This is a genomic window from Acidimicrobiia bacterium (assembly GCA_035948415.1).
Taxonomy (GTDB): Bacteria; Actinomycetota; Acidimicrobiia; order IMCC26256; family PALSA-555; genus PALSA-555.
Window position 1 is genome coordinate 1 of record DASZJD010000098.1, and the last position, 24,180, is coordinate 24,180.

General features: G+C 72.7%; 29 protein-coding genes and 3 tRNA genes. 19 read left to right on the top strand and 13 right to left on the bottom strand.

What is annotated here, in order from left to right; genetic code table 11:
• Both VG869_13525 and VG869_13530 read left to right on the top strand, forming a co-directional pair.
• Positions 1-409, top strand: a 409-nt coding sequence (locus VG869_13525) for a hypothetical protein (protein ID HEV3452204.1), incomplete at its 5' end; no start/stop codon positions are given.
• A gap of 569 nt (positions 410-978) precedes the next feature.
• Complete coding sequence (locus tag VG869_13530) at positions 979-1,530, top strand: lytic transglycosylase domain-containing protein (protein ID HEV3452205.1); 552 nt, start codon at positions 979-981, stop codon at positions 1,528-1,530.
• Between the two features lie 86 nt (positions 1,531-1,616).
• On the opposite strand, the gene VG869_13535 is transcribed toward VG869_13530, so the two are convergent.
• The 4 genes from VG869_13535 to VG869_13550 form a co-directional block, all read right to left on the bottom strand.
• Positions 1,617-1,844 (bottom strand): hypothetical protein, encoded by a 228-nt coding sequence (locus VG869_13535; GenBank protein HEV3452206.1) that lies wholly within the window; start codon positions 1,842-1,844, stop codon positions 1,617-1,619.
• Between the two features lie 62 nt (positions 1,845-1,906).
• Positions 1,907-1,982: transfer RNA gene (locus VG869_13540), tRNA-Arg, on the bottom strand.
• Positions 1,983-2,169: 187 nt separating this feature from the next.
• Complete coding sequence (locus VG869_13545) at positions 2,170-2,592, bottom strand: nuclear transport factor 2 family protein (GenBank protein ID HEV3452207.1); 423 nt, start codon at positions 2,590-2,592, stop codon at positions 2,170-2,172.
• A 74-nt stretch (positions 2,593-2,666) separates the two neighbouring features.
• Positions 2,667-3,245, bottom strand: a complete 579-nt coding sequence (locus VG869_13550) for a hypothetical protein (protein ID HEV3452208.1) — start codon at positions 3,243-3,245, stop codon at positions 2,667-2,669.
• A 415-nt stretch (positions 3,246-3,660) separates the two neighbouring features.
• Here VG869_13550 and VG869_13555 point away from each other — a divergent pair, with 415 nt between their 5' ends.
• Together VG869_13555 and VG869_13560 are read left to right on the top strand one after the other, a co-directional pair.
• The gene (locus tag VG869_13555) at positions 3,661-4,074 is read left to right on the top strand and encodes an RDD family protein (GenBank protein HEV3452209.1); all 414 of its coding nucleotides are present in this window, start codon (positions 3,661-3,663) and stop codon (positions 4,072-4,074) included.
• Between the two features lie 19 nt (positions 4,075-4,093).
• Positions 4,094-4,393: an MTH1187 family thiamine-binding protein gene (locus tag VG869_13560; protein HEV3452210.1), complete on the top strand. Its 300-nt coding sequence runs from the start codon at positions 4,094-4,096 to the stop codon at positions 4,391-4,393.
• 200 nt (positions 4,394-4,593) lie between these two features.
• Here the strand turns inward: VG869_13560 and VG869_13565 are convergent, their stop codons facing one another.
• Together VG869_13565 and VG869_13570 are read right to left on the bottom strand one after the other, a co-directional pair.
• Positions 4,594-4,953: a plastocyanin/azurin family copper-binding protein gene (locus VG869_13565; protein ID HEV3452211.1), complete on the bottom strand. Its 360-nt coding sequence runs from the start codon at positions 4,951-4,953 to the stop codon at positions 4,594-4,596.
• Between the two features lie 49 nt (positions 4,954-5,002).
• Positions 5,003-5,563 carry an ureidoglycolate lyase gene (locus VG869_13570; protein ID HEV3452212.1) on the bottom strand — a complete coding sequence of 187 codons (561 nt, stop codon included), beginning with the start codon at positions 5,561-5,563 and terminating at the stop codon, positions 5,003-5,005.
• Positions 5,564-5,635: 72 nt separating this feature from the next.
• Here VG869_13570 and VG869_13575 point away from each other — a divergent pair, with 72 nt between their 5' ends.
• Genes VG869_13575 through VG869_13585 form a run of 3 tightly spaced genes read left to right on the top strand, consistent with a single transcriptional unit; the run spans position 5,636 to position 8,427 of the window.
• Positions 5,636-6,019, top strand: coding sequence for a cupin domain-containing protein (locus VG869_13575; GenBank protein HEV3452213.1), 384 nt, complete (start codon positions 5,636-5,638; stop codon positions 6,017-6,019).
• Between the two features lie 3 nt (positions 6,020-6,022).
• Complete coding sequence (locus VG869_13580; GenBank protein HEV3452214.1) at positions 6,023-6,970, top strand: D-glycerate dehydrogenase; 948 nt, start codon at positions 6,023-6,025, stop codon at positions 6,968-6,970.
• Between the two features lie 8 nt (positions 6,971-6,978).
• On the top strand, positions 6,979-8,427 hold the full coding sequence (locus tag VG869_13585; protein HEV3452215.1) for an amidase: 1,449 nt from the start codon (positions 6,979-6,981) through the stop codon (positions 8,425-8,427).
• 12 nt (positions 8,428-8,439) lie between these two features.
• Here VG869_13585 and VG869_13590 read toward each other — a convergent pair whose 3' ends face one another.
• From VG869_13590 to VG869_13600, 3 genes are all read right to left on the bottom strand, one after another.
• Complete coding sequence (locus VG869_13590; GenBank protein ID HEV3452216.1) at positions 8,440-9,075, bottom strand: dimethylmenaquinone methyltransferase; 636 nt, start codon at positions 9,073-9,075, stop codon at positions 8,440-8,442.
• A 15-nt stretch (positions 9,076-9,090) separates the two neighbouring features.
• Positions 9,091-9,183: transfer RNA gene (locus VG869_13595), tRNA-Ser, on the bottom strand.
• A 14-nt stretch (positions 9,184-9,197) separates the two neighbouring features.
• The gene (locus VG869_13600) at positions 9,198-9,587 is read right to left on the bottom strand and encodes an SRPBCC family protein (protein ID HEV3452217.1); all 390 of its coding nucleotides are present in this window, start codon (positions 9,585-9,587) and stop codon (positions 9,198-9,200) included.
• Between the two features lie 97 nt (positions 9,588-9,684).
• Between VG869_13600 and VG869_13605 the strand changes: the two genes are divergently transcribed.
• Both VG869_13605 and VG869_13610 read left to right on the top strand, forming a co-directional pair.
• Positions 9,685-10,713, top strand: coding sequence for a PHP domain-containing protein (locus tag VG869_13605; protein ID HEV3452218.1), 1,029 nt, complete (start codon positions 9,685-9,687; stop codon positions 10,711-10,713).
• A gap of 32 nt (positions 10,714-10,745) precedes the next feature.
• Complete coding sequence (locus tag VG869_13610) at positions 10,746-11,573, top strand: methylated-DNA--[protein]-cysteine S-methyltransferase (protein ID HEV3452219.1); 828 nt, start codon at positions 10,746-10,748, stop codon at positions 11,571-11,573.
• A 4-nt stretch (positions 11,574-11,577) separates the two neighbouring features.
• Here VG869_13610 and VG869_13615 read toward each other — a convergent pair whose 3' ends face one another.
• Entirely contained in the window at positions 11,578-13,155 is a 1,578-nt protein-coding gene (locus VG869_13615; GenBank protein ID HEV3452220.1) for an alpha-amylase family glycosyl hydrolase, read from the bottom strand.
• 152 nt (positions 13,156-13,307) lie between these two features.
• Between VG869_13615 and VG869_13620 the strand changes: the two genes are divergently transcribed.
• Complete coding sequence (locus VG869_13620) at positions 13,308-14,147, top strand: MBL fold metallo-hydrolase (protein HEV3452221.1); 840 nt, start codon at positions 13,308-13,310, stop codon at positions 14,145-14,147.
• A 79-nt stretch (positions 14,148-14,226) separates the two neighbouring features.
• Positions 14,227-14,312, top strand: a tRNA-Ser gene (locus VG869_13625).
• A 60-nt stretch (positions 14,313-14,372) separates the two neighbouring features.
• Here VG869_13625 and serS read toward each other — a convergent pair.
• Together serS and pheA are read right to left on the bottom strand one after the other, a co-directional pair.
• Entirely contained in the window at positions 14,373-15,629 is a 1,257-nt protein-coding gene (gene serS / locus VG869_13630) for a serine--tRNA ligase (GenBank protein HEV3452222.1), read from the bottom strand.
• A 4-nt stretch (positions 15,630-15,633) separates the two neighbouring features.
• Positions 15,634-16,560 carry a prephenate dehydratase gene (gene pheA, locus VG869_13635; GenBank protein ID HEV3452223.1) on the bottom strand — a complete coding sequence of 309 codons (927 nt, stop codon included), beginning with the start codon at positions 16,558-16,560 and terminating at the stop codon, positions 15,634-15,636.
• 67 nt (positions 16,561-16,627) lie between these two features.
• Between pheA and VG869_13640 the strand changes: the two genes are divergently transcribed.
• Positions 16,628-16,999, top strand: a complete 372-nt coding sequence (locus tag VG869_13640; GenBank protein HEV3452224.1) for a DUF2203 domain-containing protein — start codon at positions 16,628-16,630, stop codon at positions 16,997-16,999.
• 1 nt (position 17,000) lies between these two features.
• Here VG869_13640 and VG869_13645 read toward each other — a convergent pair whose 3' ends face one another.
• Positions 17,001-17,867, bottom strand: coding sequence for an ROK family protein (locus VG869_13645; protein ID HEV3452225.1), 867 nt, complete (start codon positions 17,865-17,867; stop codon positions 17,001-17,003).
• 190 nt (positions 17,868-18,057) lie between these two features.
• On the opposite strand from VG869_13645, the gene gnd reads away from it, so the two are divergent.
• The 7 genes from gnd to VG869_13680 all read left to right on the top strand — a co-directional run.
• The gene (gene gnd / locus VG869_13650; GenBank protein ID HEV3452226.1) at positions 18,058-19,080 is read left to right on the top strand and encodes a decarboxylating 6-phosphogluconate dehydrogenase; all 1,023 of its coding nucleotides are present in this window, start codon (positions 18,058-18,060) and stop codon (positions 19,078-19,080) included.
• On the top strand, positions 19,077-20,465 hold the full coding sequence (gene zwf / locus VG869_13655; protein HEV3452227.1) for a glucose-6-phosphate dehydrogenase: 1,389 nt from the start codon (positions 19,077-19,079) through the stop codon (positions 20,463-20,465). Before gnd ends, zwf begins: the two co-directional genes overlap by 4 nt.
• Before the next feature lies 1 nt (position 20,466).
• Entirely contained in the window at positions 20,467-21,339 is an 873-nt protein-coding gene (locus VG869_13660) for an ROK family protein (GenBank protein ID HEV3452228.1), read from the top strand.
• 15 nt (positions 21,340-21,354) lie between these two features.
• The gene (locus VG869_13665) at positions 21,355-21,753 is read left to right on the top strand and encodes a Rid family hydrolase (GenBank protein ID HEV3452229.1); all 399 of its coding nucleotides are present in this window, start codon (positions 21,355-21,357) and stop codon (positions 21,751-21,753) included.
• Entirely contained in the window at positions 21,750-22,151 is a 402-nt protein-coding gene (msrB, locus tag VG869_13670) for a peptide-methionine (R)-S-oxide reductase MsrB (protein ID HEV3452230.1), read from the top strand. The genes VG869_13665 and msrB overlap by 4 nt, the downstream gene beginning before the upstream one ends.
• A gap of 107 nt (positions 22,152-22,258) precedes the next feature.
• Positions 22,259-23,122 carry an amidohydrolase family protein gene (locus tag VG869_13675; GenBank protein ID HEV3452231.1) on the top strand — a complete coding sequence of 288 codons (864 nt, stop codon included), beginning with the start codon at positions 22,259-22,261 and terminating at the stop codon, positions 23,120-23,122.
• Positions 23,123-23,125: 3 nt separating this feature from the next.
• Positions 23,126-24,180 (top strand): amidohydrolase family protein (locus VG869_13680; GenBank protein HEV3452232.1); only part of this gene is annotated, 1,055 nt, incomplete at its 3' end.

Consider the following 24,180-nt stretch of genomic DNA (forward strand, 5'->3'; position numbering starts at 1 on the left):
GGCCCGCTTGTACCCGTACGCCGACCGGCTCGGGGCCCTGAACCTCGCCGTCATGGAGGCGGGCGACGAGCTGGCCTGGCACTTCGACCAGACCGACTTCGTGGTCTCCCTCGCCCTCGTCCCGGCCAGGAGCGGCGGCGACTTCGAGTACGCGCCCCGGATCCGAGAGCCCGACGACGAGCACTACGACCGAGTGGCCCGAGTGCTGCAGGGCGACGGGACCGCGGTGCGACGGCTGCCCATGACGCCGGGCACGCTGCTGCTGTTCGAGGGCCGCTTCTCGCTCCACCGCGTTGCACCGATCGAGGGCGACCGGGCGCGGCTCGTCGCCTTGCTCGCGTACGACACGGAGCCGGGCACGACCAGCAGCGAGCTGTTGCGGCTCGTCCGGTACGGCCGTGCCGGGTAGCGCCCGAGCCTTGCCGACCCCGCGAGACGGTCCAGCGCGACCATCCACAGCGTTTCGTACCCCACCCGGTAGTTTCGGGGCATGGCACGGGTGTGCGCGCGCCCTGGATGTAGCGCACCCGCCGCGGCCACGTTCAACTTCGACGGTCTGAACCGGGTCGTCTGGCTGGACGGACTGGCTGAGTCGCGGGCGTGCAGCGCCGGCGATCTCTGCTGGCGCCACGCCGAGCAGCTTCGCCCGCCTCGCAACTGGGAGGTGCGGGACCGCCGGCCCGCGGCGGTGTTGGCTCCGGGCGCGGCTGCGCCCAGCCGGCAGTGCCCGCCGCCGAGCCGCTCCGACCGCCCACCGGGCCGCCGGCCCGCGGCCGCTCGCCGAGGGGCTCGGCGCCCCGACCGGGATGCGATGACCCTCGACGTCCCTGCGGACACGCCGCTCCTCACCCGTGCCTTCCGCGGCGTGTCTGGAGCTTGACGGGAGCGGAGCCGCCGCGCCTGCCGAGCACACGGCTCACGCGCGCCTGGCTGCCCGCCCTGCTCCGAGAGGCCGGCCGGCGGGCGAGATGGCGACGGTTGCGGCGGGCGATCGTCGCCTTCGCCCTGGTCGACCTCCTGATCATCGTGGTCATCGTCGTCCTGATCGGTTGGCTCGGCGGCTCGTCGACTCAGTCCTCGGCGCCACGACTTCCTGGGTTCGTGACCGGTCGTGAGCGGCGCCGGCTCGCGCCCGATTTCGACCGGGCCGCACGGGAGTCGCACGTCCCGGCCAGCCTCGTCATGGCGTTGGGGTGGCGGGAGTCCGAGTGGGAGCAAGGACTTGTGTCGAACGTTGGCGCCGTGGGCATCGGGCAGCTCCTCCCCGCGAACGCGGCATTCGTCGCGAGCTCGCTCCTCCACGAGCCGAGGCTGGACCCCCGCCGGGCCGCCGACAACATCCGACTCACGGCCGGATACCTCCGGGCGCTCATCGACGAGCTTGGTCGCAACGAGCGCCTCGGTGTCGGCGCCTACCTCCAAGGCTCGACGTCGGTGCGCGCGCAGGGCCTCGCGCCGGAGACCGTCGCCTACGTGGACCAGGTCGAGGGGCTGCGCACCGCCTTCGACCAGGCCCGGCGGGCCGGCTGACCGCACCCACGTCGACAACACCGCGACCGGCCGACTCGGCTCGTAGACCCTGCGGACCCCGGCGCGCCACCGACGCTAGGACCGTGTCACCGGTCAGTCACGGTGCGCGCACGGCACGCGGTGAGCGCCGCCAGCAATTCCTCGGGCGCCTCCTCGGCGACCCCGTGGCCGCAGCCGGGGATGACCAGGGTCTCCACCTCGCCGGCGGCGAGCGCCATCGTGTTCCCGTGGCCTTCGCCGGACTTCCGCTCCGCCGATCGCCAGAACGGGGGAGGGTCAGCCGCCAGGTCTTGCGCCCGCTCGTTCTGCGCCATGGTGGTCTTGAACGAGCGCTAGAGACCGTGAACCAGAAGTGCCCTCTGACTTGCTACTTCACTGGCGCGCTCGGAGGGATTCGAACCCCCAACCTTCTGATCCGTAGTCAGATGCTCTATCCATTGAGCTACGAGCGCCGGTTCCACTTCGTCCGTGCTCGTCGCCGGGAACGCAAGGAGCCACGCGCTCACAACGAACAGCGCGCAATCCTAGTTGGCTCGAGCGTGCACGGCCGAGGGCGTCCCGCGTCCGGCCGGCGGCGCCGGCCGCGCGAGGCCGGGCCGCCGTGGTCGACCGCAGCGCAGGGAAGCGAGACGGACAGGGTCATCGGTAGCCCGCTGCCAGGTCGTCCAACCACCATTGCGGGACGTTGGCCATGAGCGTGTCCCAGCTCCAGTAGTCCCGCCACAGCACGATCTGACCGGCTCGGAGCTGATGCACCGAGACGAAGGGCAGCGACACACGCTCGCCGGTCGGGAAGGCCCAGTGCTCGACGTGCTCGGTGACGACGACGTCGCCCTCCGCCACCATCCGCTCGATGTCGTGTCGATGGTCTTCGAGCTTGGCCAGCCCGAGTCGGAGGCGGGCGGCGATCTCGACCGGACCAGTGGCGCCGAGCTCCGGATTGGGCATGTCGCAGTAGTAGCCGTCGGGCGCGAAGAGCGAACCCACGGCATCGAAGTCGTGACCCTCGTACAGCGCGTCCCACAGGCGACGCACAACCGCCTTGTTGGCCTCCGCTCCCATCGCGCCTCGTTCTCGGTCGCACGCCGGCGGCGTGCGTACCCGGCCCACGTTGGGCCGAGCGTGGCCTCCAGCGGTCAGTCCCGTCCTGACGGCATCGTCTGGGCGCAGACGATCTGGCGGAGCTCGTCCACGGCTCGGGCGACGGCGTCCAGCTTGCCCTCGAGCGCGTCCAGGCGGTCGGGCGCCGTCGAAGCCGGTGGCGTCCCCGCGGCTTCGAGCTCGGCGCGACATGCGGCCAGGAGCCGCAGCGAGTCTCGTTCCTCGGCGATGTAGCGGCCCAGCAGCTCGCCGGTGCGGATGTCGATCGAGTGGTCCTCGAAGAAGCCGTCGAATACGTCGCGGCCGTCGTCGATGCAGAAGCGGAGGACGCCGAGCTGCTCCATCTTCTCGAGGTCCGAGCGCGGAGACCGGGCGACGTCTAGTTGGGTCTGGTGGCCCGGGTCGTCGTTCGGCTTGAGCTGGAAGCCGAGCTCGTTGATCCGCTTGGCGAAGCTCATGCCGTGCTCGCCCTCCCTGGCGGCGACGGTGCGGAGCACAGCCGCGACGGCTGGGTTCGGCGTGACGTCGGCCCAGGCGGTCAGGTAGGCGTGGGCACGGGATTCGACGAGCGAGATCGCGTTGAGCAACCCGAGGTAGGTCGGCTTCTCTGGCATGTGGGCCTCCCCTCCGGGCCTCGGCAGGGTGGTTCCTGCGCGGCCCGCGGTGCCGGCCACTGTGCCAGCCACGGCGGCAGCACCGCCACCGTGAGCCTCAAGTCATTGCGGGCGGCGCGCGACGGCGTGGCGCCGGCCGCGCCAGTCCGCGGTCGGTCCTTGGCGGGGCGGGGACCGGCCGGTAGCGTCCCGGCTCGCTTGAGCCGAGATGGAAGGAGCGTCGTGAGCGCGGCTTGTCCCGTCTTCGGCGGCCCGCCCGTCGCCACGAGCTGTCGCCCGGCGCTCGTCGCCGTCTGATCGAAGCGCCCACCGCACCCGAAGGAGCACGCGCGTGAGCCAGATGCCCCCGCCCCCACCTCCCCCGCCACCGCCACCTCCGCCGCCCGGCGGTGTGCCACCCGGGTACACGCCGGCGATGAACACCCCGCTGCCGCCGGGCGTGGCCGTGAGTACCGCGGGGAAGCGCCTCGGTGGCTACGTGCTCGAAGTCGTCCTGGTGATCGTCACGCTGGTCATCGGGTGGCTGATCTGGTCGCTCATCGTCTGGGGTCGCTCCGTCTCCCCCGGCAAGCAGCTGCTGAAGATGAAGGTGGTCAAGAAGGACAGCGGCTTGCGCGCGAGCTACGGGACGATGGCCCTGCGGGAGCTGGTCGGCAAGTGGATCGTCGTGAACCTCGTCATCGGTTCGCTCTGCGGCCTGGTGACCATCGTCCTGGACTTCATGCTGCTGTGGGACAAGGACCGCCAGCAGCTGTGGGACAAGATCGCAGGGACGATCGTCGTCGACGACCCGAACGACGTGCTGGCCAGGGACACGCCCACCGGCTGACCGTGCTCCGGGGGCGCTGATGCTGCTGGCCTTCTCGATCACGCCGATCGGGGCCGGCGACTCGGTGTCCGCCGCCGTCGCGGAGGCGGTCCGCATCGTGCGGGCAAGTGGCCTTCCCAACGAGACCAACGCCATGTTCACGAACGTGGAGGGCTCGTGGGAGGAACTCGTGCGCCTGTTGCATGACTGCCTCGAAGCCGTGGCGCGTGCTGCGCCCCGCGTCAGCCTCGTAGCCAAGATCGACTACCGGCCCGGGGCCGAGCACCAGCTGGAGGGAAAGGTCCAGGCGGTGGAGCGCCGCCTCGTCGACGATCGCTGACGGGCGGCTCGTCAGCGCGACGAGGCGCGGCGCTCCTCGCGCTCGGTGGCCAGGCCGCGGCGCGCCCCGCGTCGCCGGTCCGACGCGGCGCGGCGCATCGGCCCCAGGGGAGACGGCCGCCGGTATCGGCGCTTCGGGAGGTCGTCGGCCGCCCCGGGCGGAGCCGGCAACATCCCCGCCTACTGCGAGGGTCTGCCCGACTAGGAGGAGGGCGGCGGCGTGGTCGTCGTCGCCGGGCGCGGCGCCTTCTTGACCTTCAGCGTCATCACCATGCCGGGATGGAAGGTGCAGACGATCTTGTAGGTACCGGTCTTGGTTACGGTGCGCGTATAGCTGCCGCTGGCCTGGTCCGGAGACCGGAACTTCTGGGGGCCGCTCGTCACGGACACGTTGTGCGTGTTCGACCCGGTCCACGTCCACGTCACGGTGGTCCCCGCGGTCACCGTCAGCTTCGTGGGCTTGAAGAAGTTGTCGCCCAGCTGCACCTTCGGGGAACTGGCGGCACCCGCCCCAGCGGCTCCGAGCGCGGCGACGAGCACGAGCGCGGCTCCGACGGCCACGGCTGACCGGCGCCATCGCGTGCGTACGAGCCCTGACACGTGACGCACGCTACCTGGCGGACCGTCCCGCTTGAGCATCGGCACCGGGGATCGCGGCCGTCGTGGCCGACGGAACCACAACCTCGAGGACGGCACCGGTGCGCGCCGGCAGGTCGACGCTGGCGTTGTCCTCGGCGTACCGCAGGCCCTGCACGTTGAGGAGCCGGACGGGCTCGGCCCCGATCGGGAACGGTCCCCAGTGCCAGGTGCCGCGGTGCAGGACGAAGGCGTCGAGCGGCGCGACGCGGAAGGCTCGCACGGACGCGAGGTCGTCGGGCGACGAGAAGACGACGTCGGCCGGGGCAACCGCCACGACGGCATCGACGTTCAGCGACATGAGCGCCTGGGTGTGGGTGGCGTGCCGATAGAGAACGGCGCAGAGCGGCGCGCCACCCGGCGCGTGCTCGACCTCGTCGGGCGAGTGCGTGATGACGTTCAGATTGGGGTCGGCCCACTCGAAGTGGAGCCAGTGGTCCCGGTCGGCGGGATCGGTGTCGGCGACCGGGAGCCAGCCGAAGGGAGCGAAGGCTTCAGCGCCGATGGGCTCCGCCCGCAGCGTCGTCGTCACCATCGGCCGGAAGTGTAGGGGTGGGGCCTCGGGCGGCCTGCGCACGAGCCGCCGCGGGCCTCTACGCTCGAACCCATGGACTTGCGTTCCATCGAAGCCGTGGAGCCGGTGGTCGAGCACAACGGCACCGTCCCGGTGTGGTGGCTCGTGACCCCGCGCGAGATGCGGGAGATCACCGAGGGCGGCTACCTGGAACTCGTGAGCGAGTTCGAGGTCGCCGGCGGTGGAGAAGTCGACCCGCACTCGCACCCGACCCACGAGTTCTACTACGTGACCTCTGGTCGGGGAATCATGCGCATCGCCGACGAGGAGCACGTGATCGTGCAGGGCGACCTCGTGCACATCCCGCCCGACGCGGTGCACAGCCTGCGACCGGTGAGCGACCACGCGCCGATCCACTGCTTCTGCTTCGCGGTCGGGCTGCCGGGCGCGGCCGAGATCGACTACACGACGCACTGACCGGTGGCGCGCGTCGTCGTCACCCGACGGCTGCCCGAAGGCGGGCTGGACCCGCTCCTGGCGGCCGGTCACGAGCTCGTGCCGAACGACGACGATCGCCCGCTGACGCACGCTCAGCTGTGCGCGGCTGCCGCCGGAGCTGACGGGATCGTTAGCCTCCTCACCGACCGCATCGACCGCGAGGTGCTGGCCGCCGGGGCGGGCCGGCTCCGAGTGGTCGCCAACGTGGCGGTCGGGTACGACAACGTGGATATCGCGACCGCCGCCGATCTCGGTGTCGCGGTGTGCAACACGCCCGGCGTCCTCGACGAGACGACCGCGGACCTGGCGTTCCTCCTGATCCTCGCCGCCAGCCGCCTCCTGGAGGACGCCGCGCGCGACCTGCGCCGCGGCCGCTGGCAGGGATGGGGGATCAACCAGTACCTCGGCCGCGACGTGCACGGGGCGACCCTCGGGCTCGTCGGGTACGGGCGCATCGGCCAGGCAGTCGAGCGGCGGGCCAGCGGGTTCGGCATGCAGGTGCTGCACCACGCCCGCCATGACACCGGCCGGCCCGGCTACGTCGCCGACCTCGATCGGCTGCTGGCTGAGAGCGACGTCGTGTCGGTCCATGTGCCGCTCACCGACGACACCCGCCACCTGCTCGACGCCCGGCGGCTGGCGCAGCTGCGTCCCACCGCCGTGCTCGTGAACACAGCTCGGGGCCCGGTCGTGGACGAGGAGGCGTTGGCGGCGGCGCTCGAGCGTGGCGAGCTGTTCGCCGCCGGCCTCGACGTGTACGAGCGAGAGCCGGCGGTGCATCCCCGGCTGCTGGCGGCGCCGCGCACGGTCCTGCTGCCCCACATCGGGTCGGCGTCGCAGGCCACCCGAACCCGGATGGCGCGTGTCGCCTGCGACGGGGCGGCGGTGGTGCTGGCCGGTGGGCGGCCGGAGAACCTGGTCACCCCGTAGCGAGGGAGATGGTCGTGAGCGACAACCTGGCATGGCTCGACGCCACCGCGCAGGCCGAGCTGGTCCGGTCCGGCGCGATGAGCGCGGCCGAGCTCGTCGAGGCGGCGCTCGCGCGCATCGAGGCCGTGAACCCGGCGCTGAACGCGGTGATCTTCGACCGGTCGGAGCGGGCCCGGGCCGAGGCCGCCGCTCCGCTGCCCGACGGCCCGTTCCGCGGGGTTCCGTTCCTGCTGAAGGACGCGGTGGCGCACTCGGCGGGCGACCCGTACCACTGCGGGATGCGGGTCCTGAAGGAAGCCGGGTGGGTCGAGCCGTCCGATACGTGGCTCGTCGAGCGGTTCCGGGCGGCCGGATTCGTGATCGTGGGGAAGACGAACACGCCGGAGCTGGCCTCGTCGGTGACGACCGAGCCGCTGGCCTACGGACCCACCCGAAACCCCTGGGCGATCGAGCGCTCCACCGGCGGCTCGAGCGGCGGGTCGGCGGCCGCGGTCGCCTCCGGCATGGTGGCGGTCGCGCACGCCAACGACATGGGCGGCTCCATTCGGATCCCGTCGGCGATGTGCGGTGTGGTCGGGCTGAAGCCCAGCCGGGCCCGGGCCACGCTCGGCCCCGACTTCGGCGAGTACTGGGCGATGACGACCCACGAGCACGTCCTGACCCGCTCGGTCCGCGACACCGCCGCCGTGCTCGACGCTGTCGCCGGTCCCGGGGTCGGCGACCCGTACACCGCGCCGCCTCCGGCCCGGCGCTACGCCGACGAGGTCGGCGCGGATCCCGGCCGCCTGCGGATCGGGTTTCGCACCGCCCGGACCGACGGCCGCGGCGAGACCCACGTCGACGCTGGGGCCGGGGTTCACGCCGCCGCCGCGCTCCTCGAGGCGCTCGGCCACGAGGTGGAGCCGGCGGCGATCCCGGCCCTCGACGACTCCGACTTGGGCGAGGCGGTCCAGACCCTGTTCCCGGTGTTCATCGCCCGAGAGCTCGACCGGTGGAGCGGAAAACTCGGGCGGCGGCTCGAGCCCGGCGCGCTCGAGCCCTGGAACGCGGCGATGGCCGAGATCGGCCGGGCCGTCACCGCCCCGGCCTACGTCGGCGCGTACGAGCAGGTGCAGCGGTGGGCGCGCCGCGTGGCGGCCTGGTGGAACGAGCGCGATGTGCTCGTCACGCCGACGGTCTCGGCTCCGACGCCGGAGCTCGGGTACCTCGGACCCGACGTCGACCCCCTCGAGGCCCTCGGCCGGTTCGGAGCTCTCACCAACTTCTCGATTCCATTCAACGTCACCGGGCAGCCCGCGATCTCGCTCCCCCTGCACGAGGGCCACGACGGCCTCCCGGTGGGGATCCAACTCGTGGCCGCCTACGGCCGCGAGGACGTGCTCCTGCGTCTCGCCGCGCAGCTCGAGGCGGCCTGCCCGTGGCAGACCCGCCGGCCGGCGGTGCGCGCGCCGGCCTGACCCGCCGGCCGGCTAGGCGTCGCCGCCCTCGATCGGCGAGGGGTCGAGGCCGAGGAGCGTGAGCGTGGTGGCGCCGGCCCGCAGCTCGGCGAACAGCCGAGCCTCCTTCTCGGCTCGCGCCGCGCCCGCGGTGACGACCGTCTCGAGGCGGTCCGCCGGTATCACGGTGACCCCGTCGTCGTCACCGACGATCCAGTCGCCGGCCCCGACCTCGACGCCACCCACCACCGCGCTGGCACCCACGAGCCCAGGCCGGACCTTCGTGGCCCCGGGCAAGGCCGCGCCCACGGCGAACACGGGAAAAGCGTGCGCGGCGAGCGCGGCCGTGTCACGGACACAGCCGTCGATGACGAGTCCGGTGAGCCCGCGGGCCTCCGCAGCCGTCGTGAGCACCTCGCCCCAGTACCCACGCTCGGGCTGATCGCCGACGTCGACGACGAGCGTCGACCCCGGCGGCGCGGCCACGACGGCGACGTGCACCGCCAGGTTGTCGCCCGCGGTGCACCGCACTGGGTACGCGGGGGCGGCGACGCGGGCGCCAGGCCACGCCGGCCGGATGCGCGCCCGCATGGGGAGGCCGCCGGACTCGCCGAGCGTGGCCGCGCCCAACTCGAGCAGCGCGGTGGCGGGGTCAGCGGGGGCAGGCATCGTGGAGCGGAGGATTGGCGGAGGGACAGGGATTTGAACCCTGGAGGGGGCTTTGCACCCCCTACTCGCTTAGCAGGCGAGCACCTTCGGCCACTCGGTCATCCCTCCTGGAACCGACGAGTCTAGGCAGGGCCGCGGGTCGGCTCTTCGCACAGCGCAGCGAGGCGCTCGAGGGTTCGCTCCATGCTGCGAGGGTTCTTCTCGGGGGTCTTGGTCAGTCGCAAGTACAGCTGACCGCGCCCCTGCGACCAGTCGAACGACTCCCGCACGCGCGTCCCGCGCTCGACCGGCTCGAGCTCGTAGCGCCAGACGTTGCGCGCGGGGTGGCGCCAGCCGATGCGGCGCCCCTCCTCGAACTCCACCACCTCGTTCGTCATCCGGTACGGGACGCCAATCCGCATATCCATGGACAACTTCGCACCGAGCGCGAGGCGCGTCGGGACGCCCGGCCGTGCCGCCCGCACCGACCCGGAGCCGTCGATGACCGGGTGCTGGGCCGGGTCGGCCAGCACGGCGAAGATCCGTTCAGGTGGGCCTCGATCACCCGCTCGGCGGACACGACTCGGGACTCCGGCGGCGTCGCCACGGGAGCACGCTACCGTCGCCGACGTGGACCCTGTCGAGGCGCTCGAGCACATCGCCGACGCACTCCAGCGGAGCCGCGGCGCCCGACCGAAGGTGACCGCGTTCCGCCGCGCCGCCGACACGCTCCGGGGCCGCTCGCGAGCCGAGCTCGAGACGATGGCGCGCGAGGGCCGGCTCACCGACCTCCCGGGGATCGGGACGAGCACGGCGGCCGTGATCGAGCAGGCCCTCGCCGGCCAGACGCCCGACTACCTGTCGCGCGTCGAGGCCGACGCGCCCGCCGCCGGCCCGCCCACCGACCTGGCGGGGCCGATCCGGTCCGCGCTGCGCGGCGACCTGCACGCGCACTCCGACTGGTCCGACGGTGGCCACTCGATCGAGGCCATGGCGCGGGCCGCCGCCGCGGTCGGCCACCAGTACCTGGCGCTCACCGACCACTCGGGGTCGCTGCGCGTCGCGAAGGGCCTCTCCGCAGCCCGGCTGCGTCAGCAGCTCGACGTCGTGGCCGCGTTGAACGACGAGCTCGCGCCGTTCCGGATCCTCACCGGCATCGAGGTGGACGTCCTCGCCGACGGCACCCTCGACCAGGACGAGGATCTGCTCGGCGCCCTCGACGTGGTCGTGGCCAGCGTGCACAGCCAACTGCGGATGGACGGCCAGAGCATGACGGCGCGCATGGTGCGCGCCCTCGAGAGCCCGCACGTCGACGTGCTCGGGCACTGCACCGGGCGCATCGTCGTCGGGCGGGGCCGACCCGAATCGGCCTTCGACGCGGAGCGGGTCTTCGGCACCGCCGCCGCGCTCGACAAGGCCGTCGAGATCAACTCCCGACCCGAGCGGCTCGACCCGCCCACGAGGCTGCTCGAGGCGCTCGCCGAGCTGCAGGCCAAGGTCGCCATCGACTCGGACGCGCACGCCACGTGGCAGCTGGAGTGGCAGGTGTACGGGTGCCACCGGGCCGCGGCGGCCCAGATTCCCCTCGAGCGGATCGTCAACACCTGGACTGCTGACGAGCTGACGACCTGGGCGGCGACTCACGCCGGAACCGGATAGCGCCGACGCCCGAGCAGGCGTAGATGAATGGCATGGCAACCACGCTCGTGACCGAGGCCTGCCGCCTCATCGAGGCCACCGACGACCGGGTCCCGACCGCGCCCGAGCTGGCCCGGGCCCTCGACGTCTCGCCCGACCAGCTCCGTCGCGCGTTCGCCCGGGTGCTTGGCGTGTCACCCCGCCAGTACGGGGACACGCTGCGACGCGAGCGGCTGCGCCGGCACCTCCGGCGTGGCAGGGACGTCACCGGCGCGCTCTTCCAAGCCGGGTACGGGTCGACCAGCCGCCTGTACGAGGGTGCGCACGACCACCTAGGGATGACCCCGGCGTCGTACCGGGCTGGCGGCGCCGGTGCCACGATCGGGTACACGGTCGCGGACTCGCCGCTCGGCGCCCTGCTCGTGGCCGCCACTGAGCGCGGTCTCTGCAAGGTCGACGTCGGTGACGACGCCGCGACCCTCGAGGCGCGGCTCGCGCGCGAGTTCCACGGGGCGGCGCGCCGGCGCGACGACGAGGCGCTGGCTCCCCTCGTCGACGCGGTCCTGTCTCGCATCGACGGCAACAGGCCGGCCGGGGACGTCCCCCTCGACGTGCGCGGCACCGCGTTCCAGCGCCGGGTGTGGGAAGAGCTGCGGCGGATCCCCCTCGGTGAGACCCGCACCTACAGCGAGGTCGCCGCTGCCATCGGGGCGCCCGGCGCGTCCCGCGCCGTGGGGTCGGCGTGCGGCGCCAACCCGGTGCCGGTCGTGGTGCCCTGCCATCGGGTGGTGCCGGCCTCCGGCGGGGTCGGGAACTATGGCCTCGGCCCCGAGCGCAAGCGGCGCCTCCTCGAGCGGGAGGGCGCGAGCCGGGCGCGCTGACGGCTCAGGATCGCTCGACGATCACGGCCTCCCAGGGACCGAGGTCGAGCGGCCCGGCCACCGGCTCGCCGTCGCGTCGGCGGTTCGTGCCGATCCGCACCGTGCCGGCCACGCCTGCGACCGTCGCGGGCGTCCCCGAGAGGTTCACGGCGACGAGCACGTCGTCGCCGCGCCGCCACGCCCACACTCCGTCCGGTGCGGGCCAGGTCGCGTACGCGCCGCCCCGAAGACCGGCCAGCTCGCGCCGGAGCCTCAGGAGGTCCCGCGTGAGGTGCAGCGGCGACGCCGGGTCGTCGGCCTGGTCGGCCACGGTCCCGGCCGCCGGGTCGCCGAGGGGCAGCCAGGGCTGGACCCCGGGCGCGGTGAAGCCGGCGCCGGGCTCGGCGGTCCACGGCATCGGGGTGCGGGCGGCGTCGCGGCTCACGTACGGCTGGTAGCGGATGCTCACCGGGTCGACGAGCCGCTCGGGTGGCACGGGCGTGTCCGGCAGCGCCAGCTCGTCGCCGTAGTAGAGGACGGCCGTCCCGCGCAGCCCGAGCAGCAGCACGAGGGCGGCGCGGGCCCGGCGGGGGTTACCGTCGCCCCACCGGGTCGGGTAGCGGGACACGTCGTGGTTGCCCATCGTCCAGCACGGCGTGGCGTCCGCCGGCATCAGCGCCTCGGTCTGCTCGACGACGGCTCGCAACGCGCCGGCGGCGAAGGGGGCGTGCACGAAGCAGAAGTTGAACGCGAGCTGCAGCTCGTCGCCCCGGCCGTAGAAGGACACCAGCTCCTGGAGGTCGAAGACGTGGGTCTCGCCGAGGAGCAGCCGAGCCGGCTCGTAGGAGTCGGCGAGCCGGCGCCAGTGACGAAGCACGTCGTGGACCTCCGGGCGCGACGAGTTGTAGAGGGACCGCTGGCCGCGGAGCTGGTCGAACAGCGGGTCGGCGTCGGTGGCTGGCGGGTTGTCACGCAGGAGCCGGTCCTTGATGATCATGTGGGCCACGTCGATGCGGAAGCCCGAGACGCCGCGGTCGAACCAGAAGCGCAGGATCCGGTCGAACTCGTCACGCACGGCGTCCGACCACCAGTTCAGGTCGGCCTGGTCGACCAGGAAGTTGTGCAGGTAGGCCTGGCCGGTCGTCGGGTCGAGCGTCCAGGCCGGCCCGAAGAAGGCGCTGAGCCAGTTGTTGGGCGGGGACCCATCGGGCTTCAGGTCGGCCCAGACGTACCAGCCTCGGTGCTCGGCCGCTCGGCTCGTTCGGGCGTCGACGAACCACGGGTGCTCGACGCTGGTGTGATTCGGGACCAGGTCGAGCAGCACCCGCAGTCCGAGGCGGCGCGCCTCGGCGATCAGCGCATCGAGGTCGTCGAGCGACCCGAGGTCGGGGTGCACCCCGAAGTAGTCGGCGACGTCGTAGCCCCAGTCCGCGTTTGGAGAGGGGTGGATCGGGCTGAGCCACACCCCGTCGACGCCGAGCCACGCCGCGTGCTCGAGCCGGGCGGCGATGCCGCGCAGGTCCCCGATGCCGTCGCCGTCGGAGTCCGCGAACGATCGTGGGTAGACCTGGTAGAGGACGGCGTCTCGCCACCAGTCGGCCACGGACCGGCAGGTTAGGGAACGGGAGGCGACGGCTCGTCCTCGGAGGCGGCTCCTCGTCCCGCTCGCGCCACCTAGCCTCGAGGCCTCTGCACGCGACGCTCGACTGGCTGGGCTGCGCGACGTTCCGGCTCGCGCTCGACGATCTCGTGGTCATGCTCGACGCCTACGTCGATCGGGTGCCGGGCGCGCCCGGGCCCGGCCTCAGCGCCGACGACGTGGCCGCGGCGGACTGGATCCTGGTCGGGCACTCCCACTTCGACCATCTGTGGGGCGCCGAGCGAATCTCGCGGAACACGGGCGCGCGCGTGGTGGGCTCCTACGAGACCGCGCGCGTGCTGCTCGCCGCCGGCGTGCCCGCCCGACAGCTCGTTCCGGTGGCCGGCGGCGAGCGGGTCCGGCTCTCGCCCCACGTCGTCGCGGCCGTGTACCCGAGCCAGCACTCGTGCGTCTGGGCCCACCGCCAGTTCCCCGGCGCGGACGCGGTGTGCCTCGGCGACCTCGGACTGTGCCACCAGGAACGCCAGGCCCGGTTCGGCGAGCTCGGCGCGTGGCTGGCGTCGCTCGGACCCGACGTGCTGGAGCACCTGCGGGCGAGCGACCAGCACGCGCTCGGCGACGGCGGCCCGCTCGTGTTCGTGCTCGAGACCCCCGCCGGTCGGCTCCTGTACCAGGACACGTCCGGCTGCTGGACTCCGGTGCTCCGCGAGCTGCGGCCCGACGTCGCGATCCTCGCCGCGGCCGGGCGGGGCAACGTCGACGGCGAGCCGGTCCAGGGCTCGCTCGCCGGGTTCGTAGCCAGGGAGGCGGCGCTGCTCCGCCCGCGTCGGGTGTTGCTGTCGCATCACGACGACTGGCTGCCCGGCTTCACGAGCGGCGACCTCGACGTGGCCCCCGTCCGCGCCGAGCTGGCTCGGGCCCTCCCCGGCACCGAGCTCCTCGAGCTCGGGTACTGCACCGGCACGCCGGTGCTCGCCGGCCTCGCCGCGCGCTGAGCGACCGAGATGTGCGGCCCGCCGTGACCGGCTCCGCCTACCATTCCTGCGCGCCGGCGCCCAGCGCGGCGTCGTGCCGGGAGCGGTGGCAGAGTCTGGTTGATCGCAGCTGCCTTGAAAGCAGCCGGCCGATGAGGCCCGGGGGTTCGAATCCCTCCCGCTCCGCTCGGACCCTGGCCGTTGCCCTCGCCGCGGTAGCCGGCCCGGGCGCGCCGCCGTGGACGCTCAGCCGGCCTCGGACCGCGCCGGCACCGTCTCGAACCCGCACCAGGGCTGCAGCACGGCCGGGACCTCGAGGCTGCCGTCGGGCCGCTGGCAGTGCTCCCAGAGGAACACCAGGGTGCGCCCGACCGCGCACCCGGTCCCGTTCAGCGTGTGCACGAGGCGGGCGCCGTCGGGCCCGACGACGCGGGTCTGGAGCCGCCGAGCCGAGAAGTCCCGATAGTTCGAGCACGACATCAGCTCGCGGTAGCGCCCCTCCGACGGCAGCCAGACCTCGACGTCGTGCTTGGTGGCCGCGGCCGCGCCGAGGGCACCGGCGGCGATGTTCACGACCCGGTACGGCAGGCCGAGACCACCGATCAGCGATTCCTGCACGGCGACGAGCCGGTCGAACTCGGCGTCGGAGTCGGCCGGGTCAGCGAACACGAACATCTCGACCTTGTCGAACTGGTGCACCCGGAAGATCCCGCGCGTGTCCTTGCCGTGCGTCCCGGCCTCGCGGCGGAAGCACGCCGAGGCGCCGACGTAGCGGGCGGGCAGATCATCCTCGGTCAGGCGCTCACCCCGGTGGAGCGTCGACAGGGGCACCTCGCTGGTGCCGACGAGGAACAGCTCCCCCCCGTCGACCTCGTAGACCTGGTTCCGATCGGTCGGGAAGAACCCCGCCTCCTCCATCGCCGCCTCCCGGACCAGGACCGGCGGCACCACCGGCGTGAAGCCTTCCTCCCGGAGGCGGCCGAGCGTCCACGCGACGAGCGCCAGCTCGAGCAGCACCGCCTCGCCGAGCAGGGAGGCAAAGCGCGAGCCGCTCGCCTCCACCGCGTGGCGGGTCTCGACGAAGCCCATCGCCGCCGCGAAGGCGGCGTGGTCGAGGCGCGGTTCGGGCCCGGGCACCCCGACGGTGCGAAGGACCACGGCGTCCTCCTCTCCGCCGTCGGGGACCGTCGGGTCGGCGGGGTTCGGCACCTGGAGGGCCAGGACACGGAGGTTCCGGTCGAGCACCCCGAGCTCCTCCTCGGCCTGGTGGAGCCGCTCTTTCAGCGCCGCGGCCTCGCGCCGGGCGCTCGGCTCGTCGGCGCCGCGTCCGATCCGCTTCGAGACCGCCTTCTGGCTGGACCGCAGGTCCTCGACCGTCCGTCGCTGGGCGCGAGCCTCGGCGTCCAACTCGAGGACCTGGTCGATCAGGCCCGCCGCGGCGCGCTTGCGCTCGACGCCGACGCGGTAGTCGGGGTCGTCGCGCAGCCGCCGAAGGTCGATCACGAGGTCACGGGCTGGGCCGCACCTGGGCCCGGAGCGCCTCCACCCAATCGCTCGCCGACCGCCAGGCCTCGGTCGCGGCCTGGCGGCGGGCGGGCCCGGCGTCGCCGGCCACCGGGTACGAGCCGAGGAACTTCACCTCGGCTTGCTTCGCGGCGAGGTTCCGGAGGCAGTCAGCCGCGAGCTCGTCGCTGACGTGACCCTCGAAGTCGATGAAGAAGCAGTACTGGCCGAGCCCGCGCTTGGTGGGACGCGACTCGAGTTTCGTGAGGTTGATCGCGCGCGCCGCGAACTCTTGGAGGATCGCCAGCAGCGAGCCGGGACGGTCCTCGCGCTGGAAGCACACGATGGACGTCTTGTCATGACCGGTCGGTGCCGGGACGCCACGACCGACGAGCACGAAGCGCGTCTCGTTCTCCGGGTGGTCCTCGATCTCGGAGGCGAGAATCGCCAGCCCGTAGAGGTGCGCCGCGTGCGCGGTGCCGATCGACGCCACGTCCGCGCGCGGCGACTCGGCGACGCGACGGGCTGCCTCGGCCGTGGAGTTCGCGGCCTCCAGCTCGGCGTTTGCAAGCTTCCGCGCCAGCCAGGTCCGGCACTGGCCGAAAGGGCTGGGGTGCGACAGGACCACGGTCACGTCCTCGAGCCTGGTCTCCGGCTTGGCGCACAGGTGCAGGGAGATCGGCAGGTCGATCTCGCGCTGCACGAGCAGGTCGGTGTCGAAGGCGAGCGTGTCGAGGGTCACGGTGACCGTCCCATCAATCGAGTTCTCGATCGGGACCAGGCCCGCGTCGACGTCACCCCGCTCGACCGCGGTCAGGACGTCGGGGACGGTGCGCAGCGGCACCGTCGTCGCGGCCGCGAGGTCAGGCTGGCCGAGCAGCGCTTCTTCGGCGAACGTCCCGCGGGGCCCGAGGTATCCGACGCGTGTCACTGCCGCCGATCGTAGTGGCGAGCCCCTTGGCGGCCGCGGGCTTTCGGCGCGCGTAACGTCTCGCCGCGTGCGGCTCTGGACGCTCGAGGAAGCGACCGCGGTGCTGCCCGAGGTCCGGAGCCTGGTCCGTCGTGCCCGCGAGCTCGTCGCCGCCGCGACCGAGCGGGCGAGTCGCGCGCGCGGCAACGGCGCGCCGTCGGGGAACGGTCAGGCCCGGGCGGCAGGAGACGCGGAGCTCCGCACCATCCTCTCGGAGCTGGACGAGCGCGGCATCGTCGTGCGCGACGCCGCCCGGGGCCTCATCGACTTCCCGACGCGGACGCCGAGCGGTCGCGACTACCTGCTGTGCTGGCTCGACGGCGAGGACGCGATCGGGTGGTGGCACTGGCCCGAGGACGGCTTCGCTGGCCGCACGCCCCTGTCCGAGCCGCCGACCTGACCTACGTCGTCCCGGGACCGGTCCGGGGCGCGGCGGGGGCTCCCGGCGTCGCCGGGGTGGAGGGCACCGCCGGCGTCGCCGGCTGGGGGGTCGCGCCCGCGGTGGCGACGTGCATGGTGGCTCCCGTGCCTGCGGCCTTCTGGGCCGCGACCGCGGCCCCGACGATCCCGGCCTCGTTCAGCAGCCCCGCGGGCACAACCTCGGCGTGGGTCGTGAGCCGAGGGATGAACCGGTCGTGGCGCTTGCTGACGCCCCCACCCAGGATGAACAGGTCGGGCTGGAGGAGCCGCTCGAGCTCGAGCAGGTAGGCGTCGAGGCGCTGGGCCCACTTCCGCCACGACAGCCCGAGCCGCTGGCGGACGCTGTCGGCAGCGCGAGCCTCCGCCTCTCGCTTCCCCATCTTCAGGTGGCCGAGCTCGGTGTTCGGCACCAGCACGCCGTCGACGAACAGCGCGGTGCCGATTCCTGTTCCGAGCGTGATCATCATCACGACGCCGCGTCGGCCGCTCCCGGCCCCGAACTCCATCTCGGCGACGCCGGCGGCGTCGGCGTCGTTCACCACCGTGACGTCGCAGCCCGACGTGCGGGCGAACGTGGCGGCCACATCGGTGCCGATCCACGAGTGGTCGATGTTCGCGGCCGTGCGGGCCACGCCTTGCTTGACGACGGCAGGGAACGTGGCGCCGACGCGACCGGTCCAATCGAAGTGGGTGGTGAGCTCGGCGAAGACCTTCGCCATGGCGTCCGGCGCCGCCGGGCGTGGGGTCAGGATGCGGTGCCGGGCCGTGATGAGCTCGCCCGTGCCGGTGTCGACGGGCGCGGCCTTCATGCCGGTCCCGCCGATGTCGATCCCGAGGAGCGTGGCCATGGTCCCCCTCTCGTGCTCGGGCCGTTCGCCGCACTAGCCCGCGCCTAGTCTCGCCCACCGCCGGCTGCTCTGCCCGGCCGCGACGACGGCTGGGACGTCCAGGCCAGGCTGCCCCAGCGAACGTTCAGGTGCGGCTTGCCCGGGAACCGGGCGCCTCCAAGGATGGGGCGGCCCGACCAGGAGGACCTGCATGCAGCTCGGGATGATCGGACTGGGCCGGATGGGCGCGAACCTCGTCCGCCGGCTGATGCGCGACGGGCACGAGTGCGTCGTCTACGACGTCAGCGCCGACGCCGTGAAGCGCCTCGAGGGCGAAGGAGCGATCGGTGCGACCGCGACCGCCGACTTCGTGGCCAAGCTCAGCCCGCCCCGGGCGGTCTGGATCATGGTCCCCGCCGCCGTCGTCGATGGCACGCTCGAGCAGCTCGTGCCCGCCCTCGAGCCGGGCGACATCGTGATCGACGGCGGCAACTCGTACTACCGCGACGACATCACCCGCGCCCGCCGTCTCTCGGAGCGCCGCCTCCACTACGTCGACGTCGGGACGAGCGGCGGCGTCTTCGGCCTCGACCGTGGCTTCTGCCTGATGATCGGCGGCGAGGACGACGTCGTCGCCCATCTCGACCCGATCTTCGCGACGATCGCGCCGGGTGTGGACGCGGCCCCGCGGACGCCCGGGAAGACCGGCGCTCCAACGCCGGCCGAGAGCGGCTACCTGCACTGCGGGCCGAACGGCGCCGGCCACTTCGTGAAGATGGTGCACAACGGCATCGAATACGGCCTGATGGCCGCGTACGCCGAGGGCCTGAACATCCTCCACCACGCCGACGTCGGCACCGAGCACCAGGAGGTGGACGCCGAGACCACGCCGCTGCGCGAGCCCGAGTACTACCGATACACGCTCGACATCCCGGCGGTGGCCGAGGTGTGGCGCCGGGGCAGCGTCATCGCGTCGTGGCTCCTCGACCTCACCGCCGACGCGCTGGCGCGCTCTCCCGACCTGGCCGACTTCGAGGGTCGGGTCTCCGACTCCGGCGAGGGTCGCTGGACCGTGCTGGCGGCGGTCGACGAGGGGGTGCCGGCCCCGGTGCTCAGCACTGCGCTCAACGACCGGTTCGCCTCGCGGGGCCAGGCCGACTTCGCTCACAAGGTGCTGTCGGCGATGCGCCAGGAGTTCGGCGGCCACGCCGAGAAGCCCGGTGGTGGCACGTGACCAAGCCGCCCCCCTCCGACGCCCTGATCTTCTTCGGAGCGACCGGCGATCTCGCCCACAAGATGATCTTCCCGGCGCTCTATCGGATGGCGAAGCGCGACGCGCTCCATTGCCCCGTGATCGGCGTGGCGTCGTCGCCATGGACGCTGGAGCAGCTCGAGGCCCGGGCTCGGGACGGGATCGAGCAGTTCGGGGACGGGGTGGACGACGACGACGCCTTCGGTCGTCTCGTCAGCGCACTGCGGTACGTGGACGGCGACTACAAGGACAAGGCCACCTTCGCGGCGATCAAGAAGGCGCTCGGCGAGGCGGCGCGCCCAGCCAGCTACCTCGCGATCCCACCGAGCCTGTTCCCCACGGTCGTGGAGGGGCTCGGATCGGCGAGCATCGCCAAGAACGGACGGGTGATCGTCGAGAAGCCCTTCGGACGGGACCTGGAATCGGCGCGCGAGCTCAACGCCGTCCTGCACTCGGTGTTCCCCGAGTCGAGCATCTTCCGCATCGATCACTACCTCGGCAAGGAGGCGATCCAGAACATCCTGTACTTCCGGTTCGCCAACGCGTTCCTCGAGCCCATCTGGAACCGCAACTACGTCCGCCAGGTTCAGGTCACGATGGCCGAGGACTTCGGCGTGCAGGGACGAGGCCGCTTCTACGAGGAGGTGGGCGCCCTGCGCGACGTGGTGCAGAACCACCTGCTGCAGACGGTCGCCCTCCTGGCGATGGAGCCGCCCGTCGGCCCCGACGTCGAGGCGATGCGCGACTCGAAGGAGAAGATCTTCTTCGCGATGACCACCCTGGCGCGCCCGGATCTGGTTCGGGGCCAGTTCGACGGCTACCGCGACGAGGCCGGCGTCGACCCGGACTCCGACGTCGAGACGTACGCCGCAGCCCGTTTCCACATCGACTCGTGGCGCTGGGCCGACGTGCCGTTCTTCATTCGGGCCGGGAAGAACCTCCCGATCACCTGCACCGAGGTCCGGGTGGAGCTGCACCGCCCGCCGCAGCGGGTGTTCCAGCAGTACGAGGAGCTGCCCCGCGACACGAACTACGTGCGGTTCCGCCTCAACCCCAGCGTCCAGATCGGGCTCGGCGCCCGCGCCAAGGCCGCCGGCGAGGCCTTCTGCGGTCACCTGGTCGAGCTGGGCCTGACCGACGACCAGCCCGACGAGATGACCGCGTACGAGCGTCTCCTCGGCGACGCCATCGCGGGCGAGGACCTGCTGTTCGCCCGGGAAGACGGCGTCGAGGCGGCCTGGCGCGTCGTCAACGACGTGCTCACGGACCACGACCCTGCGATCCCGTACAAGGCGCACACCTGGGGACCGCCCCAGGCGGAGGCCCTCATCGGCGGCGCCGACGGCTGGCACGACCCCGTCCTCTGAGGTGGGGCCGACCCTCGCCGTCGACCTCGGCGGCACGAACATGCGCGCCGCGATCGTCGACGACGCCGGCCACATCGTCGAGCGCGTCCGCGCCGACACCCCGCACCACGTCCCGACGATCGATCCGCTCCTCGATCTCGTCGCCCCGCTGGCGGCTCGCGGCGACGTCGAGCACGCCGTCGTCGCCGTGCCCGGCCGCGTCGACCACGAGCTGGGCACGCTGCTCAACGCCCCGAACCTCCCGCGGGGCTGGGCCGCCCTCCTCACCCGGGCGACGCTCGAAGCCGCTCTCGGCCTCCCCGTCGCGCTCACCAACGACGCCGACGTGGCGGCCGTCGGCGAGGTCCACTTCGGCGCCGCCCGCGGCCACCGCGACGTCGTCTACGTGACGATCTCCACCGGGCTGGGTGCCGGCATCCTCGTCGGGGGACGGCTGGTTCGACCCCGATGCTCGGCCGGGGAGGTCGGCCACACGATCGTCGATCGGATCCTCGCCGCTGCGGGCGGAGACGGCACCGTCGAGGGGCTCGGCTCCGGCACCGCGTTGGCGCGCCTGGCGCGCGCGGCCGGGCTCGACGCCGTCGGCGCCGACCTCGTGCGCCTCGTCGAGGCCGACGACCCGGTCGCGGCGGCGGTCTGGGACGAGGCCATGTTCGCCGCGGGCCTCGGCGTCGTGAGCCTGGCCCATCTGGTCTCGCCGAGCATCGTCGTCATCGGCGGCGGGGTGGGGCGCAACGGCGATCTGGTCAACGCACCCATCCGACGCGCCCTCCAGCGCTTCGGGCCGCCCGGCCCGGAGATCGCCGTCGTCACCGCCGGACTCGGCGACGACCCGGGCCTGGTCGGCGCCGCCGCGCTCCGGCTCGCGACCTGACGCGAAGGAGCCACGATGCCCGTGACCCCGATCCCGACCCCGAGCCAGCCGTGGACCGGCGGTCCCTACTCGGGGGCGATGCGCGCCGGTGACTGGGTCGTCCTGGCCGGCCAGATCGGCGTGGACCCCACCACCGGCGAGGTGGCGCCCGGCGGGGTGCTCCAGCAGTTCGACCAGGCGCTCCGCAACGCGGCGGCCGCCCTCGGCGACGCCGGGGCCACGTGGGCCGACGTGGCGAAGGTGACGATCTTCCTCGCCGCCGACGACCCGGGAATGATGCCGGCCCTGAACGCGCTGTACGCCGAGCACCTCGGTGAGCAGCGCCCGGCCCGCACCACGGTCGGTGTGGCGTGGCTGCCGCTCCGCACGCTCGTCGAGCTCGAAGTGTGGGCCTACCACCCGGAGGCGAGATGACCGACCAGCGAGACGTGGAGCGCAGCGAGGACGAGTGGCGCTCGGAGCTGAGCCCCGAGCAGTACGCGGTGCTGCGGCGGGCCGGGACCGAGCCGCCGTTCACCGGCCGCTACTGGGACTGGCACGACGACGGCGTCTACCGGTGTGCCGGCTGCGGAGCCGAGCTCTTCGACTCGGGGACGAAGTTCGAATCCGGTACCGGCTGGCCCAGCTTCACCGAGCCGGTGGTGGCGGAGGCCCTCGAGCTGCGATCCGACGGGTCCCACGGCATGGTCCGCACCGAGGTTGTCTGCCGCCGGTGTGGCGGCCATCTCGGCCACGTGTTCGAAGACGGGCCCCGGCCGACGGGCCAGCGCTACTGCATCAACTCGGTGTCGCTCGACTTCGAGCCCCGCTGAGCCGCGCCCGCCCGGGCCCCGATCGGTGACCGCCGGCAGCCAGGCCACCGCCGAGGTCGTCCGGGGCCGGGGTGCGCGAGCCGACCCGGTCGTGGGACCATCCCCGCATGGGATTCCCCGAGGGCATCGGGGTTGTCGACGCCATGATCGGCTTCCCGATCCGTGACCGGAAGCGGGTGTACGACCGCCTGCTGCGGGGCGCGAAGGACCGGCAGTCCAAGGAGGAGTTCGCGTTCCCGGCCGAGTACATGTTCAAGGACGTCCCGGAGGCCGCCGACGAGGAGGCCGACCCGATCGAGGTGACGTTCGCCGAGATGGATCGCTTCGGGATCGAGACCGGGCTCTTCGGCATGAGCCCGGACGCGCTCGAGGGGAAGCGGCGCGACCCGAAGCGAGTGGCGCTCTCCCTCGAGGTCGACCCGAACGACGTGATGGGGGCCATCCGGAAGGTCCGGGCCGCGAAGGCAGACCACGACCTGAAGGCGGTCACCTTCTTCCCGGCTGGCTGCCTGCCCCAGGTGCCGGTCGACGACCCGAAGGCGTACGCGCTGTACGCCGCCTGCGTCGACCTCGACCTCCCGGTGGTCGTGAACGCGGGCATCGCCGGTCCGCGCTTCCCGTCGGACTGCCAGCACGTGATGCGCTTCGACCGGGTCTGCTACGACTTCCCCGAGCTGCGCATCGTGATGCGCCACGGCGCCGAGCCGTGGGAGGAGCTCGCGGTGAAGCTCATGCTGAAGTGGCCGGGCCTCTTCTACATGACGTCGGCGTTCGCGCCCCGCTACTACCCGAAGGCGGTCATCGACTACGCGAACACGAGAGGGGCCGACAAGGTCTTCTACGCCGGCTACTACCCGATGGGGCTCTCGCTCGAGCGCATCTTCGACGAGCTGCCCCAGGTGCCGCTGCGTGACCACGTCTGGCCGAGGTTCCTGCGCGACAACGCCCGCCGCGTCCTCGGTCTCGAGTAGCCGATGGACCGGTACCTGCTGATCTCCGCCGACTGCCACGCGGGGGGCTCGCTCGAGCAGTACCGCGAGTACCTCGACCCTGCCTACGTCGACGACTTCGACGCTTGGCGCCAGCGTTACTCGAACCCGTTCCGCGACCTGCAGAGGGGCGGCCGGACCCGGAACTGGGACACCGACCGGCGCTCCCGCGAGCTCGAGGCGGACGGGGTGGTCGGCGAGGTCCTCTTCCCGAACACGGTGCCTCCCTTCTTCCCGACCGGGGCGGTCATCGCCCGTCCCCCGACGGCCGCGACCTTCGAGCGTCGGCTGGCCGGCATCCGCGCCCACAACCGGTGGCTGGCGGACTTCTGCGCCGCGGCGCCGGGCCGTCGAGCGGGGATCGGCCAGATCTTCCTGAACGACGTGGACGAGGCGGTCGCCGACGTGCGCTGGGTGAGGGAGCACGGTCTGACCGGCGGGGTGCTCCTCCCGGGCCGCCCCGACGACACCGAGCTGCCCCCGCTGTGGGACGAGTCCTACGACCCGCTGTGGTCGGCGTGCGAGGACCTCGACGTGCCGATCACCCACCACTCCGGGCAGGGGTCGCCGGACTACGGCAAGTCGACCACTGCCGGGGTGATGTGGATCGTCGAGACGAGCTGGTTCTCGCACCGCCCGCTCTGGCAGCTGATCATGGGGGGCGTCTTCGAGCGGCACCCGCGACTGCGGTTCGTCCTGACCGAGTCCGGCTGCTCCTGGATCCCCGACACGCTGCGGATGCTCGACTCGTTCCATGCCGAGATGGCCTCCGGGCGCATCGGGGAGCTGAAGTACACCGACGACCAACGGCTGTCCCTGCGACCCAGCGAGTACTTCGCCCGGAACTGCTTCGTCGGCGTGAGCTTCCCGAGCCCGAACGAGGCCCGGGCCATGCGGACGGTTGGGCTCGACCGCGTGATGTGGGGCAGCGACTACCCGCACCACGAGAGCACCTACCCGTACACGACCCTGGGACTCCGCCGCGCCTTCTCCGACTGGGAGCCCGCCGAGATCCGACGGGTCACCAGCGAGAACGTGGC